This is a genomic window from Catenibacterium sp. AM22-6LB, from assembly GCF_003435615.1.
GTDB classification, from domain to species: domain Bacteria; phylum Bacillota_I; class Bacilli_A; order Erysipelotrichales; family Coprobacillaceae; genus Catenibacterium; species Catenibacterium mitsuoka_A.
In genome coordinates, this window is record NZ_QTUM01000007.1 from 17,753 (window position 1) to 36,126 (window position 18,374).

The following is an 18,374-nucleotide window of genomic DNA, read 5'->3' on the forward strand; positions in this document are numbered from 1 at the left end:
ACAAATGTCATATAAAAGACATGACTTTAGACAGATGGAATGAAAGCGTTTGAATGCTAGAATGTAATCACAGGAGGAGAAGAAAGATGAAATATGTAGTACTTGTAAGCCATGGTGAGTTTGCAAAGGGATTAGCCAATGCACTTAGCATGTTAGCTGGAGAAAAGAAAGAAGTCATTGCAGTTGGATTAGAGAATGGTAAAACTGCTGATGAATTCGCAGAAGTATTTAAGGAAGCAGTAAGTCCTATTACTGGAGAAGATGAAATCATTCTTCTTGGTGATTTAATTGGTGGATCACCATTAACTACTGCACTAAATGTAATCAATGAAAAAGGTTTAACAGATAATACAGTTGTCCTTGGTGGTATGAACCTTCCACTTGCATTAACTACAGTATTAATGAAGGATAACATGGATAAGGAAATGCTTCCTCAGGCAGTACTTGGTGAAGCACATGAAGCATTAAAAGAATTTAAACTCGCATCAGATGATGACGAAGAAGACGACATTTAAGGAGGAAAATAAATATGTCAGTTTCATTTATTCGTATTGATGACCGTATGATTCATGGTCAGACTTGTACTCGCTGGGCTAGAGAATATCCTTGTGATGGTTTAGTAGCAGTTAATGATAAAGCAGCAGATAACAGCGTATTAAAGGCTGCTTATAAAGCTGCAAGTGGTAAAAAGACATTTGTCTGGACACTTGATGCTTTTGCTAAGAAATCTCAGAAGGTATTAGACTCTGATACTCAGTATTTCTTAATCACTAAGAATCCTGTTGATATGGCTACAATCTTAGTAGATCAGGGATTCAAGTGTGGTATTGATACAGTTATTGTTGGTCCTTGTAATGACCGTGAAGGCGCTGTAAAGCTTGGTAATAACCAGTCTATTACTCAGGAAGAAGCAGATGCATTCGAAAGAATTTCTAAAGCAGGTTATAAAATCAAATTTGCCTTACTACCAGATGTCTCAATCGGTACATGGGATGATTTCAAAGGTAAATTCGGTTATTAACAAATATTATATTTAAGGGAGAAAAAAATTATGGAAATTAGTTGGTTTCAAGCTGCCCTACTTGGCCTATTTGCTTGTTTATCAAGTATGCCAGGTTTAGGTGGTACTTCTATTGGTAACTACACTTTAGGTAGACCTTTAGTTGGTGGTTTAATTTGTGGTCTTATCTTAGGCGATTTAAAGACAGGTATTCTTGTTGGTATCGCTATGCAGTTAGTTTATATCGCATTAGTTACTCCTGGTGGAACAGTATCTGCAGACGTTCGTGCTGTCAGCTACATTGGTATCCCACTAGCAATGATTGCGGTTCATTCTTATGGTTTAAATCCTGCTTCAAGAGAAGCTCAGGGTCTTGCTACTTCATTCGGTTCAATGGTTGGTACATTAGGTACAGTATTATTCTATGGAACAGCTACTATCAACTTAGCATGGCAGCATGTCGGCTGGACTGCAGTTGAAAAAGGTGATTTCAAGAAATTATATACAGTTAACTGGGTACTTCCTTGGATCTCACATATCATTTGTTCATTCATTCCAACATTAATCATGTGTAAAATGGGTGCACCAATGGTTGACTTAATCAAGACTTACTTACCAATGGATGGTCTTGCTATGAAGACATTATTCACTGTTGGTTCATTATTACCATGTGTCGGAATTGCTATCTTATTAAAACAGATTGTTACTAAAGCAGTAGATTTCATCCCATTCTTCTTTGGCTTCACTTTAGCTGCTTCACTTGGCATTAACTTAGTATCTGCAACATTAGTTGCTGCATTATTCGCTTTAATCAATTATAAAATCAAAATGCTTTCTTTATCAAAACCAGCTGTTGTTGCTGCAGATGATTTAGATGATGATGACGAGGAGGATATCTAAAATGGAAAAGAAGATTTCAAAGAAAACTCTATCAAAATCATTCCATCATTGGTACTATGGTAACCTTACATGTTTCTCACAGGAACATATGCAGACTTTTGGTTATTTAACATCAATGTTACCAATTATCGAAGAGTTATATGACAAAAAAGAAGATCAGGAAAAAGCTTTAAAAACATATACAGCTTTCTTTAACACTGAACCTCAGTTAGGTACTGTTATCGTTGGTGTTACTGCTGGTCTTGAAGAAGCACGTGCAAACGGTGCTCAGGACGTAGATGATGAAACAATCAATGGTTTACGTGCTGGTTTAATGGGTCCAATCGCTGGTATTGGTGACTCATTAGTTGTAGGTACTGTTATTCCAATCTTATTAGGTATCGCTTTAGGTATGAGTACTGGAGGTTCTCCTCTTGGTGCTATCTTCTATATGATTGTATGGAACTTATTCGCATACTTCGGAATGAAGTTCTTATACTTCAAAGGTTATGAACTTGGTGGTAAAGCCGTAGACTTCTTAGTAGGTCCTCAGGGTGAAGCACTAAGAGAATCTATCACAATGCTTGGTGGTATCGTTATTGGTGCTGTTGCAGCTACTTGGGTAAGTATCAAAACTTCATTCACAATGACTGCAGCTGGTGCAACTAAGCCTTTCTTAGAATTACAGAAAACATTAGATGGTGTATATCCTGGATTCTTAACAGCAGCATTCGTTATTATTAGCTGGTATCTATTAGCTAAGAAGAAAATGTCTCCTATCAAAGTAATGTTATTACTTGTAGTTGTTGCTTTCGTAGGTGTTGTTATTGGATTCTTCAACCCTGGACTAAAATACTAATATAAAGGAGCGTTCTATCATGAATAAAGAGCTTAAATCACATTATGTAGAAGAAGTAAAATATCAAACTAAGATGCTTAATAACTTAAAGAGATGGCTAAAGTGTTCAATCATTTTTTCCTCATTATTCCTTGCGTTCATTTTATTTGGACCATCTGCTATCATCTTAAGAATAATTGGCATTATAGGTATGGTGCTTTGTGTGATTGCATCTGTGGTCATTGGGCTTGGAATCAGAAATGGTAGAAACAACGTCAATAAGATATTAGATTTAATTCAATAATCCTATCAACTTATACATTTAGCTATATGAGCATCACTGATTGTGATGCTCATTTTTTTGGAGGTAACAATATGTATCAATGTATATTAAGTGATATTGATGGCACATTACTTACAGATGACCATCATATGAGTCCTAAAACAAGAGACGCTATTAAATCTTTAGATATTCCTTTCTTACCTGTCTCTGCAAGAAGTCCAGAAGGTATCTATCCAATACTGAAAGAGAATGATATTGTTTGTCCAATGATCTGTTTTAGTGGAGGACTCATCTTAAATGAAAAGGGACAGGTATTATATGAAAATGGGATGAATTATAAACAGACAGAAGAAGTCATTACTTTTATTAAAGAAAAGAAATTTGATTGTACTATTAATATTTATGCATTACATGATTGGTTAGTAGAGGATAAAGAAGATCCTCGTGTACTAAGAGAAGAACGTATAGTAAAAGCAGAAGCACAGAAAGGTACACTTTCTTCTTTAGATCCTTCTAGAAAAATACATAAGCTATTATGTATGTGTAATCCTCTTTATACAAAAGAGATAGAAAGAAACTTAAAAGACAGATTTCCTCATTGTTCTATTGCCTGTTCTTCAGATATCTTAATAGAAATCATGAATGAAGGAGTCACTAAAGCAGATGCCATTAATCATCTATGTGACTATTATTCTATTGATAAGAATGATATTGTGGCTTTTGGTGATAACTATAATGATAAAGAGATGCTAGAGAGTGTAGGAATGGGTATTGCGATGGGAAATGCACCTGATGATATTAAAAACATCGCAAAAGATGTAACAAGTACCAATAATCAGGATGGCATTTTCAAAGCCTTACGAAAATTACATATTATATAGAAGAAATCTCCGGATAGTTGTAGTATAATGTAAGCAATTACGGAGGTATGGAAAAAATGAAAAGATTATTGAATTGTACAACAAGTGAAATGCTTGCAATGAATGGAGAAGAATTAAAACAGTCTATTCTTGCATGTGAAGGAAGAACTGTCATGACTGAAACAGTAGTGGCTATCCCACCATTATTAGGAGATTTAACAAATGCGGAACTCGCTGTTTCTTTTGGTAGTGATATGGTTCTTTTAAATGTATTTGATTGCAATAATCCAGTGATCAATGGTTTGCCAGAATGTAATGAACCAGTTAAGAAGTTACAGGAATTAATTGGTAGACCAGTAGGATGTAACCTTGAACCAGTAGACTTAGATGCTGATATGCTTGAAGAAAGACAGACAATCGCATCTGGTAGACAGGCAACTGCAGAAACATTTAAGAAAGCACAGGAATTAGGATTCAACTTCATCTGTTTAACAGGTAACCCAGGTGTTGGTGTATCTAATCATTCAATTGCTGCTGCAATTAAGGAAGCTAAGAAATATTTTAAGGGCTTAATTATTGCTGGTAAGATGCATGGTGCTGGTGTTAATGAACCAGTTGTAGATTTAGAAGCTATTAAGGAATTCATTGATGCAGGTGCTGATGTGATCTTAATGCCAGCTGTAAATACAGTACCAGGATTATCTGAAGCAACAGTTACTAAAGCATGTGAATATATTCATGCACATAATGCTTTAGCACTATCTGCAATCGGTACAAGCCAGGAAGGTGCAGATACTGAAACAGTCAGAGAAATCGCTATTGTGAATAAAAGATGTGGCGTAGACATCCAGCATATTGGTGATGCTGGATGGTGTGGTATGGCTTTACCTGAAAATATCATGACGTTAAGCGTTGCCATTAGAGGAAAAAGATGGACATATCATAAAATTGCTTCATCTGTAAACAGATAATTGGTAAGAATAGTATTTTTGATTGTATATAAATATTTAATTGTGCTATAATTCGTCGTAGGAGGATGATAATTAATGGATAAATTAACAATTAGAGATATTGATGTCGCAGGCAAGACAGTTCTTGTACGTGTAGATTTCAATGTACCAAGAGACAAAGACACAGGAGAAATTACAGACGATAACAGAGTTGTTGCTGCATTACCAACAATCAACTACTTATTAGATCACAACCCAAAGGCTGTTGTGCTTTTCTCTCACTTAGGTAAGATCAAGAAGGAAGAAGACAAAGCTAAGAACGATATGGCTGTTGTTGCTCCTAAACTTGCTGAATTATTAGGAAGAGATGTTAAGTTCGTAAACGCTACTCGCGGTGCTGAACTTGAAGAAGCAGTTAAGAATGCTGAAAACGGACAGGTTATCTTAGTTCAGAACACTCGTTATGAAGCTGGTGAAACTAAGAACGATCCTGAATTAGGTGCTTACTGGGCATCACTTGGTGATGTATTCGTAGAAGATGCATTCGGTTCAGTTCATAGAGCTCATGCTTCAACTGTAGGAATCGCTGCTCACTTACCAGCAGTTGCAGGTTTCTTAGTAGAAAAGGAAATCGCTTATATTGGTAAGGCTGTATCTGATCCAGAAAGACCTTTAGTAGCTATCTTAGGTGGTTCTAAAGTATCTTCTAAGATCGGTGTAATTGAAAACTTATTAAACATTGCTGATAAGATCATTATCGGTGGTGGTATGTGCTATACTTTCGCTAAAGCTCAGGGACATACAGTTGGTTCTTCATTAGTTGAAGAAGATAAGGTAGACTTAGCTAAGTCATTCATCGAAAAGGGTGGAGATAAGTTAATCCTTCCAATCGACTCTGTAGTAAGCAGTAAGTTTGGTGAAGATGGAGATATCAAGGTTGTTGGTGAAGATGTACCAGAAGGATACATGGGTCTTGATATTGGTCCTAAGACTGTTGAATTATTCGCTAAAGAACTTGAAGGTGCTAAGACAGTTATCTGGAATGGCCCTATGGGTGTATTCGAAATGCCTAAGTTCGCAGAAGGTACTAAAGCTGTATGTAGCATGTTAGCTAACCTTAAGGGTGCTAACACTATCATCGGTGGTGGTGACTCTGCAGCTGCTGTTAAGCAGTTAGGATTCGCTGATAAGGTATCTCATATTTCTACTGGTGGAGGAGCATCATTAGAATATATGGAAGGTAAAGTATTACCAGGTATCGCTGCTATCAACGATAAATAATTTTTCGAGGAGATATAATTTAAAATGAGAAAACCAATTATTGTAGGAAACTGGAAAATGAACCATGGCATCGCAGAAACAAAGGAATTTGTTGCTGCTGTTGATGGTAAAGTAACTGATAAAGCTGATTGGGGTATCGCTACTCCTTTCTTAGATTTAGCAACTGCTAAAGAAGGCGCAAAGAACTTAATCGTTGCTGCTGAAAACTGCCATTTCAAAGACAGTGGTGCTTATACTGGTGAAGTAAGCGTTGGAATGTTAAAAGAAATCGGTGTTGAATGGGTTATCTTAGGACATTCTGAAAGAAGACAGTACTTCGGTGAAACTGATGAAACTGTTAACTTAAAGATGCTTCAGGTATTAAACAACGGTATGACTCCAATCGTTTGTGTTGGTGAATCTTTAGAAGAATATGAAGCTGGAAAGACTCATGATGTAGTTAAGACTCAGGTTGTTGCTGCGTTCAAGGATGTTACAGCTGAAGCTGCTGAAAGAGTAGTTATCGCTTATGAACCAATCTGGGCTATCGGAACTGGTAAGACTGCAACTAATGAAATCGCAGAAGACGTTTGTGGTTACATTAGAGGTGTAGTTGCTGAACTTTATGGTCAGGACGTTGCTGAAAAAGTAAGAATCCAGTACGGAGGATCTGTAAAGCCTGCTACATTAAAAGCTTTACTTGAACAGCCTAACATCGATGGTGCTTTAGTTGGTGGAGCATCATTACAGGTTGAATCATACGTAGCTATGATCGAAGCTTTAAACGACTAATTATTTAAGAGATGATTCCTTTGGAATCATCTTTTTTTGTGTATGAAATACAAATGAGTGGTATACTATAACTAACTCATTGAAAGGAGCATTATTATGGCAGAAACAATGAAAGAACGTAAAGATATGGATCCACAATATATGTGGGATCTCTCAACACTTTTTAAAAACGATGAAGAATGGAATAACGCATTACCTGAACTTGATGAAATGATTAAGAAATTACCAGAATACCAGGGAAAACTCAATAATGCGAAAACAATCAGAGAATTCTTTGATTTTGATACACATCTAGGTAGAAAATTGTCTGATTTCTATTGTTATGCATCACTTAGAAATTGTGAAGATACAAGAGATAGTGACGCACAGGCAATGGAAGCAAAAGCATATCAAGTCTATACAGCTTATGCAACTGCAATCAGCTTTGCTGAACCTGAAATCCTATCACTTGATGAAGAAGTTTTAGAATCAATTGTACATTCAGATGATTTATTACCATATGCATTTAATATGCAGAAGTTATTAGATCAGAAACCTCATGTATTAAGTGCTAAAGAAGAAGCCCTTCTTGCCGCCTTTACAGAAACATTAGGGGCTCCTAGTAAGATTTCTGAAAGCTTACAGGATGCTGATATGACATTTGAATCAGTGACTGATTCAAATGGAGAAGTCCATGAACTCAACCAGTCTAACTATATTCTTTTACAGATGAGTGAAGACCGTACACTTAGATTAAATGCCTTTAAATCTTTCTATAAAGGATTCAAACAACATATTAATACCTTTGCCTCTACATATAATGCATGTATTAAAGAAGCAGTGGCAGAAGCACAGGTGAGACATTATGAATCTTCACGTGCAATGAGCATGGCTTATGAACATGTACCTGGTGTAGTGTATGATAGTTTAGTAGATACAGTAAGAAAGTTCATGCCTGAAATGTATCGTTATGTACGTTTAAGAAAACAGATGCTTGGTTTAGATGAACTACACTATTATGATGTTTATACACCTCTAGTTGCAGGATCATCTAAGTCATATACTTATGAAGAAGCACAGCAGATGGTATTAGATGCAGTCACACCACTTGGTAAAGACTATGTCAATAGAGTAAAACAAGCTTATAAGGATAGATGGATTGATGTTTATCCTAATAATGGTAAACGTGGTGGTGCTTTCTCTAGTGGTACTTATGACTCTAATCCATACATTCTTACTAGCTTTACAGGCACATTAGATAGTGTCAGTACAATTGCCCATGAAATGGGTCATTCACAGCATACGTGGCTTTCTAACCATACACAGACACCACAAAATGCAGACTATACACTCTTTGTGGCTGAAGTCGCTTCTACAGTCAATGAAAACTTACTTGTAGAACAGTTATTACAGAAGACAACTGAACCTAAAGAACGTTTGGCTTTATTAAACCATTATCTAGAAGGTTTCAAAGGAACAGTTTATCGTCAGACAATGTTTGCAGAATTTGAAAGAGATGCACATGCCATGGCTGAAAGAGGAGAGGCCATCACTGCAGCAAGCATGAATACATTATATAAGAACTTGATCAAAGATTATTTTGGTGAAGATCTCGTCATTGATGATGAAGTACAGTATGAATGGGCGAGAATTCCTCATTTCTATAGACCATTCTATGTATATAAGTATGCAACAAGTTATTGTGCAGCAGTTGCGCTAAGTGAAGCAATTCTTAATAATGAAGATGGTGCAGTAAAGAAATACTTAGAATTCTTATCAATGGGTGGTAGTGCTTATCCATTAGATGAATTAAAGCATGCAGGTGTAGATTTTAGTACACCAGAACCTGTATCTAGAGCTTTAACTAAGTTCAGTCAGATTCTAGATGATGTAGAAGAAACATTAAAGAAATTATAAGAATGAGAGATTAGCATGAATTTAAAAACAAAAAAATAATTTTTTCAATTTTGTTGATCATATTAGTTCTAGGATTAATAGGATTGTATTCTTACTATAATTTTTAATATGCCGTGAGCAAGAAGTCATAGGACAACCCTTAGGGGTTGTTCTTTTTTTAATAGAGTGAACTATGGTATAATGTCAAAAGATAAGGTTAGAAGAACAGTAGCTACTAGAACTATAGATAGGGAATTCCTGGTGAACAGGTAAGGAACTTATTAGGACATTCTCAGATAGATACAACCATGCATTATGCAATGGTTAATCAAAATAATGTAAAAGAGTCTCATGGAAAGTATATGACTTAAAGAAAGGATGGTTACTAATGGAATTATTTCATGGAAGTAGTGTGATTGTAGATCAGCCAAAAATTATTACAGATGGTTTTTATAAAGATTTTGGATATGGTTTTTATTGTACAAATTTAGAAAAACAAGCTAAACGTTGGGCATTGACTAAAAAGCATGGACATGTTGTGAATGTATATAGCTACACTAAGGATGATTCATTAAATACATTAGTATTTAATGAAATGACGGATGAATGGTTAGATTTTGTAGTGGATTGTAGAAGAGGTAAGACACATAACTATGATTGTGTAGAAGGTCCTATGGCAGATGATACTATTTGGAATTATGTGGATGATTTTGTGCGAGGGTTAATTACTAGAGAAGCATTCTGGGAACTAGTAAAGTTCAAGTATCCTACACATCAGATTGTATTTTGTACAGAAGAATCTTTGAAACAACTTTGTTTTGAAAGGAGTTATTCACTATGATTAATAAATACTTTGAAGATGAAGAGATAACTGAAAATGATTTATTGTTTATGTGTTTCATGATTGAGCTTGTAGCACGTAAATTACGTCAAAGAAATAAGTATGTGGTCAATACTATAGGTTATGATAACTTGTATCATTTGATTAGTGTTGCAAGTGTACTACACTGTGAGAATCCAGATAAAGTTGCAGATGATTGGATCAAAGATTATGGATTAAAACAAGGCAAATTTAATATAGAAGACGTAGATAGTGAGTTATGCACTATTATTCCAACGGCTATGGATATGGGAAAGGTTTATTCACGTCTTATTGTAGATACTTCAGTGTCTAATGAAGATTATGTATCAGGTATTATTCGCGTTTATAACGATGAAATTTGTAATACTATTGATAGTTATACAAATGGTGCTTTTTATGAACCTTCTTATGTGATTGCTAGAGCATATAAAGAAGGAGAGTTTTAATAAGTGATGGAATATGTACTATTCAAACAGATAAGTAATATAAATATGGATCGATCTCCCACTTCATCAACTTTTAATGAAGTAAAAAGAGATTACCAACATCTTATGAAAAATAGAATTGAAAAATATAGTGTTAAAGCACAAATTACATTAATAAACAGGTGGAAAATATACCTTTTGAGACGGTATAATCTTCCACCTGTTTTTATGATATGATTGTAGTAATCAATTTTGTCTATTTTTTCTAATACATAAGAATCAATTTTTACATTAAAATTTGACCCCATATTTTTCTTCCCTGTCTTTTATGAAATCCTCAAACTCTATAAGTTTGAAGTCTTTATTCTTTTTTCTTTCTTCGTATGCGATTGTAGTTTTGAAATCATCTAACTCTTCATCAGTAAAGTAATTATAAGATACCCCATCAAGAATAATCTTTCTATTTTCCATATCACATCCCACCCTTTTGTGTTAGTATAATATAATTCTGTTTAAAATTACATAAAATGCTGCGAATAGCCTTTATTTCACTAGAAAATGATTCCATGAAAACACCAGAACAATTATTATCCTTCCTTGGAGCAATAATTCATGGTAGATTTGGAAATATCATTAGAGCAAAGGGACAGCTGATGGCGGGAGAACAGTATTTTCAATTTGGATGTAGATATAGCATTACAGGACTTGATTCCAAAGGCATGGGTAAGATGGTATTTATTGGAGATGGATTAAGAAAGAAAGCTATTTGCGAAAACTTTGTTAAAACTGATAAGTATAAGAAGATTAAGTATAAAACACAAAATAATTTGGTTTAGATAGATTGGAAGAGTAACCTTCCAATTTTTTATTTTAATCACTGGAGTATTGTTGCAAATAAAGAACAGTTTAAATGACATTTGTCATATACCAATGTTACATATCACACATCACTAATCAAACTAATAATTATATAATAAATGTGTAAGCGATTTCTAAGAAAAGGAAAGGAAGGGAAATATGATAAAGAAATTATTCAGTTTTTTATTAGTTTTTTCATTATGTTTTACAAATCTAACGTTTGTAAATGCATCTAATATGCTGGATGAAAAAACTAATGTTCCTAATGGAACATTTGAAAGAAAAGTAGAAGCAAAAGAGTTACATGATTTTGTTTCTAAGAGTAATGGTGAAGTTACATCAAATGAAGATGGTATAGTGTTGAGTAAAAAAGATGGTGCTGATCATCATGCTTTATTAAATAAAGGAGATAAATACAAAAGCTTTATTTATGAAGGAGATGTAAAACTTATTGATGGAATTAGTGCAGGATTGGCGATAGGCGTTGCAGATCAAGAAAATGTTACTAATTCGTGGTATGCAATTAATTTTAATACTGATGAGACACAAAATAGAGCTCGATTATTTAAAGTAGAAAATGGTGTTACAAATTACGCTTACATAACTAGTGATGAAGCCCGTTCAATTGATTTTAGTGATACAGTTCATATGTATATTGAATTTGATGAAATGGGTAATTATGTTTTTAAGTTATCAAATAATGCTAAAAATGAAGTTGTTAGAACTGGTAAAGTTGATAATTGGAATGGGGGATATATTGGGTTATTAACATTTAATAGTAGTGCTAAATTTAGTAATATTAAAATTACAGATACAAGTAATTCCAAGTTTTTAAATACAAACTTAGATGGTATTAAAGAAAATGATAACTATAAAATTAGTGATATTGGAATTACAGGAAAATCTAATGGTGCAAATGATGCGTTTTTGTTAAGTGAAACAGATGGAGATAATTTTGTTTATGAAGCAGATGTCAAGTTTAATGAACGTCGTGGTGCAGCATCATTAGTGTTTAGAGCAAGTAAAGATTTAAATAATAAAAGTATGTATGTAGCAAATATTAATGGTGCTAGTGGAGAAGCAAGATTATTTAAATTTGAACAAGATGGTACTTATGATTTGGCTAGATCAAAGTCTATATCATTAGATGAAAATGATGAGTATCATTTAAAAGTGACTGTTATTGATAAACATATTGTTTATTATATCAATGGTCAACTTGTAATTAATACTGCTGATTATACGATGAATGATCGTAATGAAGATTCTCATTATGGACAAAATGATGCTCTTACAAGGGGTAAATTTGGTTTACTTACTTGGAATGGCAATGTAACATATCAAAATATTGAATACACACCTATAGATGGTACTAATTCACCTCAATTAGATAATTTGAGTGTTAATAGTATTAATGGTAAAGTTGATAAACAAATTGCATTTTCTAAAGGTCAATATGTTTACATTACATATGTTACAAACAGTACAACAGCAGTAAGCTTAAGTCCAGAAATTAAAAATGATAGTCAAATTGTTGCGACTAATGAAAATGGAGAAATAGTTGATATTAATAATTTGCCAGTTACCAAAGACTTACAAACTTATACATTAACAGTAAGAAATGGAAATGCAAAGGTTTTATATCGAATCCGTGTTCATCGTATGCAAGCTGATGAATCATACTATAACGAAGATTATCGTGGTCAATACCATTATTCTGTAAAAGATGGATGGGGTAATGATCCATGTGGACTAGTATATTATAAAGGAAAATATCATTTATTTTACCAATACTATGATTCATCAAATTGGGGACCAATGCATTGGTCTCATGCGACAAGTACAGATTTGATTCATTGGAAAGAACAGCCAATTCAATTTTATCCAGATGAATATGGAACAATGTATTCAGGGTGTGCAGTAATTGCTAATCATGAAACAGCACCAGCAATATTTAATGAAGGTGAAGAAGGACTTGTATTCTTTATTACTTCTAATGGTGGTAATGGTAGTGATGTTCAAAAAATTACTGCAGCATATAGTAAAGATGGTGAAACTTTCCATAAATATGATGAAGGAAAAGTCTTAATTAATTGGACAGACGATTCTTTAAAAAATACTGCATGTAGAGATCCAAAAGTATTTAGATATGAAAATAAATGGTTTATGGTGCTCGCTGGAGGACCATTAAGAATATATTCATCAGAAGATTTAGTTAATTGGAAAGTTGAATCAGTTTATGGAGATTTACATACTGAATGTCCAGATTTATATCCATTAGTAGTTAAAGATGAAAATAATCAAGAAACTGGCGAAGTTAAATGGGTCTTAGACCGTGGCGGAAGAAAATATAAAATAGGTGATTTTAAACAAGTTAATGGTAAATGGTCTTTTGTTCCTGATGAACAATATGCAAGTACTAATGCTGGTGGAATGGGAAATGAAGATAATGATGGAATTATGAACTTTGGTCCTGATTCATACGCAGCAATGACATATTATAGAGGGGATTTTGGAACTAAGGATAATTTTAAACCTCAAGATATTATTGCGTTAAATTGGATGAACACTTGGGATAGTGGTTTTAATAATGCAATTCCTAATGCTAATGGTAATACTATTTTTAACGGAACATATAATTTACAGTTAAGATTAGGAATCAAGAAGAATAGTTCTGGTAAATATTATTTAACTCAAACACCAATTAATGAATATAAAACATTAAGAGATGAAGCAAATAAAGTTGAATTAAATGACGTTACTATTAATGAAAAAAATAATCCATTAAAGAATTTTAGTGGTGATAGTTATGAACTTGTTGCACATTTAAAACCAGATAGTAAATGCAGTGAAGTAGGTTTTAAAGTTAGAACAGGTAATGATCAGGAAACAGTTGTTAAATATAATCTAAAAAATAAACAGTTAACTATTGATCGTTTAAAATCAGGAGTTATTGTTGTTAAAGGTGAACGACTTAATGTATGTGGTCAAAATGTTGAATTGAATGCTGATGGTTCAATTGATTTACATATTTATGTTGATCGCAGTTCTGTAGAAGTATTTACAAAGGATTATACAGTTGCAGGAGCAATGCAAATTTTTGCAAGTCCAGTAAGTAAAGGTTTAAGTGTTTATAGTATTGATGGTAATGCTACTGGAAATATTACAATATATCCAATGAAAACAATTTGGACAGATAAATTAACACCAACTAAACCACTATCTGTAGGAATTAATAAAACTAATATCGATGGCTATGTAGGTGATGAATTTACATTAAATAGTTGGGTTTCACCAGCTGAATTATCTCAAGAGTTAGTTTATACAGTTGATAATAAGGATGTTATTTCCTTAGAACAAGATGGTGGCAAAGCTGTATTAAAAGCATTGAAAGCTGGTGACGCAACAATCACTGTTGCAGCAAAACAAAATCCAAATATTACAAAAAAATGTTCAGTTCATATTTATAAAAATAATTTTAAAACAAATTTAAGTGATTTTAAAGCTGTAGCTGGCAACTGGCATATTGATGATGAAACATATGTTGCATCTTCTAATGACAACGGCTTCATGTTTGCGAATAAAATTAGTACAAATAAATTTAAATATGAAATAGATGCTACATATCAAACAGGTATATTAAACTTTATTTTTCAATCAAAAACAAAAAATGTATGGGATGGATGTTATTCATTACAATTAAATGGAAACACTGTACGTTTATTTGATTTTAAAGGTGATTATACCTTTGCAAGTACAAATAACCTAGCAATAGCACCTGATAACAAATACCATATAGAAATTAATGTCGACGGTAATAAAATTGTTGCTTTAGTAAATGGTGTAGAATATATAAATCATGTAATTAGTGAATCTGATCGTCAATATAATGAAGGTTATGTAGGCTTAGGAATATACAATACAAATGCTAAATATCAAAATTTCTATATTACAACAGATACACCAATAACTCAAATAACATCTAAAATACCAGATTTACACCCAGCTATTAATGCTAATTTAGAAGATATCAAAGCACTTTTACCAACAATGGTAACTGTTGCTGGGGATGATAATTTAAATAAAAAAGAAATGGCTGAAATTACATGGAATTTAGATATAATTGATGTTAATGTACCAGGTACTTATAGCGTAACAGGAACAATTGCAAATGGTGTTACAACAACTGTAAAAGTAATAACTCGTTCAAATAAAGCATTAGCTGATTTGGTGGCTAAAACATACAATGAAAAAGATTATACATCAAATAGCTATAAAGAATATTTATCAGCACTAGATAGGGCAAAAGAAGTATTGAATACTGATGATAGTAGTCAAAAAGAAATTGATACAGCATATTCAAATTTACAGTTAGCTATTGAAAAATTAATTCTAATTAAAGTTGATAAAACTGCTTTAAAAGCACTCATCGATAAAGCAAGTGGTTTAGAAGCTACAAAATACACAGAAGCTACATGGACTCTATTTAATGATGCCTTAAAAGCAGCAACTGATGTATATAATGATGAAAATGCAACACAAATTGAAGTGGATAATGCAAAAGCTGAATTAGAAAAAGCAATGGCAAACTTAAAAACAATTAATAATGGTGATACAACTGTAAGTGTAAAAACAGGCGATGAAAGCTTAGTAGGAATGTTTGCAGTAATTGCTTTATTAAGTATTGTTGGATATACATTATTAAGAAGAAAAGAAGATTAATATAATTGGACGTTTTGAATTAAGAGAACAGCTCGGGTATGAGTTGTTCTTTTTTTAGTGGAGTGAACTATGTTATAATGTCAAAAGATAAGGAGAACATTATGTTAACAGGAGAATTAAAGAATAAGGTTGATAAGATATGGGAGTCGTTCTGGACAGGAGGGATTACTAACCCTTTAGATGTCATTGAACAATTCACTTATCTTATGTATATGAAACAATTAGATGAAGCAGAAACAAAGAATGAAGCAGATGCTGAATTATTTGGAATGAATATTGAAGGTTTATTCCCTAAAGATAAACCATATTTGAGATGGCATCATTTCAAGGATATTGGTAGTGCTGATAAGATGTATCAAATTATGAATGATGAATTATTCCCATTCATTAAGAATTTAAAAGGTGATGGTGAATCTTCTTATGCAAGATTTATGAGAGATGCCATCTTTAAGATTCCTACTGCAAACCTATTACAGAAAGTAGTTACAGGAATAGAAGGACTCAATACAGAAGAAGCAGATATAAAAGGTGACTTATATGAATACCTATTAAATAAGCTTAATAATTCTGGTACAAATGGACAGTTTAGAACACCTAGACATATCATTAATATGATGGTAAATCTTGTAAAACCTGTACCTACAGATACAATATGTGATCCAGCAATGGGGACTGCAGGGTTCCTTATTGGTGCTGAAGAATACTTAAGAGAAAAACATGAAGAATTATTCTTAGATGATAAACTTAAAGAACATTTTAATAATAAGATGTTTAATGGTTTTGATATGGATTCTACAATGCTTAGAATTGGGGCTATGAACCTTATTTCTCATTATGTAGAAAATCCACAAATAGAATATAGAGACAGCCTTTCACAACAGAATATTGATGAAAATAAGTACTCTCTTATCTTAGCTAATCCGCCATTCAAGGGGTCATTAGACTATGAGGTAGTTGCAGAAAACTTATTATCTGTATGTAAGACTAAGAAGACAGAATTGTTATTTATTGCGTTATTCTTACGTTCATTACAGGTAGGTGGTAGATGTGCATGTATCGTACCTGATGGTGTATTATTTGGTTCTAGTAAAGCACATAAGAGTATTAGAAAAGAACTAGTAGAGAATAACCAGTTACATGCAGTTATTTCTATGCCTAGTGGTGTATTTAGACCTTATGCAGGTGTATCTACAGCTATATTAGTATTTACTAAGACTACTACAGGTGGTACTGATAATGTCTGGTTCTATGATATGAAAGCTGATGGTCTTTCATTAGATGATAAGCGTTCACCAGTAGAAGAGAATGATATTCCTGATATTATTCATAGATATGAACATTTAGATGAAGAGAAGGATAGAAAGAGAACAGAGCAGAGTTTCTTTGTACCTAAAGAAGAGATTGCAGAGAATGATTATGATCTTTCTATTAATAAATATAAAGAGATTGTTTATGAGAAGGTTGAGTATCGTCCTACTCATGAGATATTAGGTGATATTGAAGCACTTAATAAAGAGATAGAAGAGAGTATTAAGGAATTAAAGTCTTTATTGAAGGACTAGAAAGGAGCTAAATGTGGGTGATAAATCTGCATTTGTAGGATAAGTGTGGAGTATAAAAAGCTTGGTGATATCGCTACTTATATAAATGGTTATGCATTTAAGCCAGAACAGAGAGGTAGTGAAGGATTACCTATAATCAGAATACAAGATCTCACTGGTAATGCTTATGACTTAGGATATTACAATGGAGATTATCCTAAAAAAATAGAGTTAAATGATGGAGATGTGTTGATTTCTTGGTCTGCTAGTTTAGGTGTATATCTTTGGAATCGTGGAAAAGCATTATTAAATCAACATATCTTTAAAGTTGTATTTGATAAAGTTGAAATTGACAAATTCTATTTCATGTATGCTGTTGAATACAATTTAGATAAAATGTCTTTAAAGACACATGGAGCTACAATGAAACACATTACAAAGAAAGACTTTGATAATGTTGTTATTCCGTATCCTGATTTAGATTATCAAAAAGATATTTCATATAGACTTACTAGTTTGAAGAGAATTATTGAGAAGTATCAAGAACAATTAGATTTATTAGATGAGCTTATCAAAGCCCGATTTGTGGAGATGTTTGGTCGTCCAACGGATAAGATAACAAGATATCCAAAAGTCAAAATAGGTAATTTGATAAAAGAAGGAAAAGCTTCAATTAAAGCAGGACCTTTCGGCTCATCTTTAAAAAAAGAATTTTATGTAAAAAAGGGCTTTAAAATATATGGACAAGAACAAGTGATAAAAAATGATCCTACTTTTGGAGATTATTATATTAATGAAGATAGATTTAACAGTTTAAAAAGTTGCGAGGTTCATGCAGGAGATATACTGATAAGTTTGGTAGGTACATGCGGAAAAACAATGATTATGCCAGAGAATTTTGAACCTGGGATAATCAATCCACGTCTGTTGAAAATAGCATTTGATGCAGAATTTATTATTTCAATATATTTCAAATATTTTTTTGGAAGTGATGATTTACAAAAAATACTGAATTCAGCATCTGGACATTCGACTATGAATGTAGTGAATGCAGGCATGCTCAAAAATGTAGAACTTATAATGGCACCAATTGAACTCCAAAATCAGTTCGCATCATTCGTAGAAGAAATCGATAAATCAAGGTCTCGAATACAGAAGTCATTAGAAGCATCACAAGAACTATTTGATAGCTTAATGCAAGAGTATTTTGGTTAATATAATTGAATAAA

The 18,374-nt window shown here is 32.9% G+C and carries 17 protein-coding genes and 1 pseudogene; 17 read left to right on the forward strand and 1 reads right to left on the reverse strand.

The window, feature by feature from the left end; genetic code table 11:
* Positions 1 to 86 precede the first annotated feature (86 nt).
* From DW269_RS02960 to DW269_RS03020, 13 genes and pseudogenes are all read left to right on the forward strand, one after another.
* A complete protein-coding gene (locus tag DW269_RS02960) occupies positions 87 to 515 on the forward strand; it encodes a PTS sugar transporter subunit IIA (RefSeq protein ID WP_022425265.1) in 429 nt (142 codons plus the stop codon).
* Between the two features lie 14 nt (positions 516 to 529).
* Positions 530 to 1,021 carry a PTS sugar transporter subunit IIB gene (locus DW269_RS02965; RefSeq protein ID WP_117458485.1) on the forward strand — a complete coding sequence of 164 codons (492 nt, stop codon included), beginning with the start codon at positions 530 to 532 and terminating at the stop codon, positions 1,019 to 1,021.
* A gap of 30 nt (positions 1,022 to 1,051) precedes the next feature.
* Positions 1,052 to 1,900 (forward strand): PTS sugar transporter subunit IIC, encoded by an 849-nt coding sequence (locus DW269_RS02970; protein WP_117458486.1) that lies wholly within the window; start codon positions 1,052 to 1,054, stop codon positions 1,898 to 1,900.
* A 1-nt stretch (position 1,901) separates the two neighbouring features.
* Positions 1,902 to 2,738 (forward strand): PTS system mannose/fructose/sorbose family transporter subunit IID, encoded by an 837-nt coding sequence (locus DW269_RS02975; RefSeq protein WP_117458487.1) that lies wholly within the window; start codon positions 1,902 to 1,904, stop codon positions 2,736 to 2,738.
* A 19-nt stretch (positions 2,739 to 2,757) separates the two neighbouring features.
* Positions 2,758 to 3,021 (forward strand): hypothetical protein, encoded by a 264-nt coding sequence (locus DW269_RS02980; protein WP_117458488.1) that lies wholly within the window; start codon positions 2,758 to 2,760, stop codon positions 3,019 to 3,021.
* Between the two features lie 71 nt (positions 3,022 to 3,092).
* A complete protein-coding gene (locus tag DW269_RS02985; RefSeq protein ID WP_158546294.1) occupies positions 3,093 to 3,881 on the forward strand; it encodes a Cof-type HAD-IIB family hydrolase in 789 nt (262 codons plus the stop codon).
* 56 nt (positions 3,882 to 3,937) lie between these two features.
* Positions 3,938 to 4,831: a haloacid dehalogenase-like hydrolase gene (locus tag DW269_RS02990; protein WP_117458490.1), complete on the forward strand. Its 894-nt coding sequence runs from the start codon at positions 3,938 to 3,940 to the stop codon at positions 4,829 to 4,831.
* Positions 4,832 to 4,906: 75 nt separating this feature from the next.
* Positions 4,907 to 6,091, forward strand: coding sequence for a phosphoglycerate kinase (gene pgk / locus DW269_RS02995; protein ID WP_117458491.1), 1,185 nt, complete (start codon positions 4,907 to 4,909; stop codon positions 6,089 to 6,091).
* 24 nt (positions 6,092 to 6,115) lie between these two features.
* Positions 6,116 to 6,862, forward strand: a complete 747-nt coding sequence (tpiA, locus tag DW269_RS03000) for a triose-phosphate isomerase (protein WP_022425257.1) — start codon at positions 6,116 to 6,118, stop codon at positions 6,860 to 6,862.
* Between the two features lie 96 nt (positions 6,863 to 6,958).
* Positions 6,959 to 8,758 carry an oligoendopeptidase F gene (gene pepF / locus DW269_RS03005; RefSeq protein ID WP_117458492.1) on the forward strand — a complete coding sequence of 600 codons (1,800 nt, stop codon included), beginning with the start codon at positions 6,959 to 6,961 and terminating at the stop codon, positions 8,756 to 8,758.
* Positions 8,759 to 8,950: 192 nt separating this feature from the next.
* Positions 8,951 to 9,108 (forward strand): annotated as a pseudogene (locus DW269_RS12895) (tyrosine-type recombinase/integrase); the annotation flags it as partial.
* A gap of 17 nt (positions 9,109 to 9,125) precedes the next feature.
* Positions 9,126 to 9,578 (forward strand): DUF3990 domain-containing protein, encoded by a 453-nt coding sequence (locus DW269_RS03015; protein WP_117458493.1) that lies wholly within the window; start codon positions 9,126 to 9,128, stop codon positions 9,576 to 9,578.
* The gene (locus DW269_RS03020) at positions 9,575 to 10,045 is read left to right on the forward strand and encodes a hypothetical protein (RefSeq protein ID WP_117458494.1); all 471 of its coding nucleotides are present in this window, start codon (positions 9,575 to 9,577) and stop codon (positions 10,043 to 10,045) included. The genes DW269_RS03015 and DW269_RS03020 overlap by 4 nt, the downstream gene beginning before the upstream one ends.
* 270 nt (positions 10,046 to 10,315) lie before the next feature.
* On the opposite strand, the gene DW269_RS03030 is transcribed toward DW269_RS03020, so the two are convergent.
* Positions 10,316 to 10,495 (reverse strand): hypothetical protein, encoded by a 180-nt coding sequence (locus DW269_RS03030; RefSeq protein ID WP_117458496.1) that lies wholly within the window; start codon positions 10,493 to 10,495, stop codon positions 10,316 to 10,318.
* Between the two features lie 95 nt (positions 10,496 to 10,590).
* Here DW269_RS03030 and DW269_RS03035 point away from each other — a divergent pair, with 95 nt between their 5' ends.
* From DW269_RS03035 to DW269_RS03050, 4 genes are all read left to right on the forward strand, one after another.
* Positions 10,591 to 10,860 carry a GTP-binding protein gene (locus DW269_RS03035; RefSeq protein WP_117458497.1) on the forward strand — a complete coding sequence of 90 codons (270 nt, stop codon included), beginning with the start codon at positions 10,591 to 10,593 and terminating at the stop codon, positions 10,858 to 10,860.
* A gap of 181 nt (positions 10,861 to 11,041) precedes the next feature.
* Positions 11,042 to 15,604: a GH32 C-terminal domain-containing protein gene (locus tag DW269_RS03040; protein ID WP_117458498.1), complete on the forward strand. Its 4,563-nt coding sequence runs from the start codon at positions 11,042 to 11,044 to the stop codon at positions 15,602 to 15,604.
* A gap of 101 nt (positions 15,605 to 15,705) precedes the next feature.
* Positions 15,706 to 17,166: a class I SAM-dependent DNA methyltransferase gene (locus DW269_RS03045; RefSeq protein WP_117458499.1), complete on the forward strand. Its 1,461-nt coding sequence runs from the start codon at positions 15,706 to 15,708 to the stop codon at positions 17,164 to 17,166.
* 45 nt (positions 17,167 to 17,211) lie between these two features.
* Positions 17,212 to 18,360 carry a restriction endonuclease subunit S gene (locus tag DW269_RS03050; protein ID WP_117458500.1) on the forward strand — a complete coding sequence of 383 codons (1,149 nt, stop codon included), beginning with the start codon at positions 17,212 to 17,214 and terminating at the stop codon, positions 18,358 to 18,360.
* Positions 18,361 to 18,374: the final 14 nt, after the last annotated feature.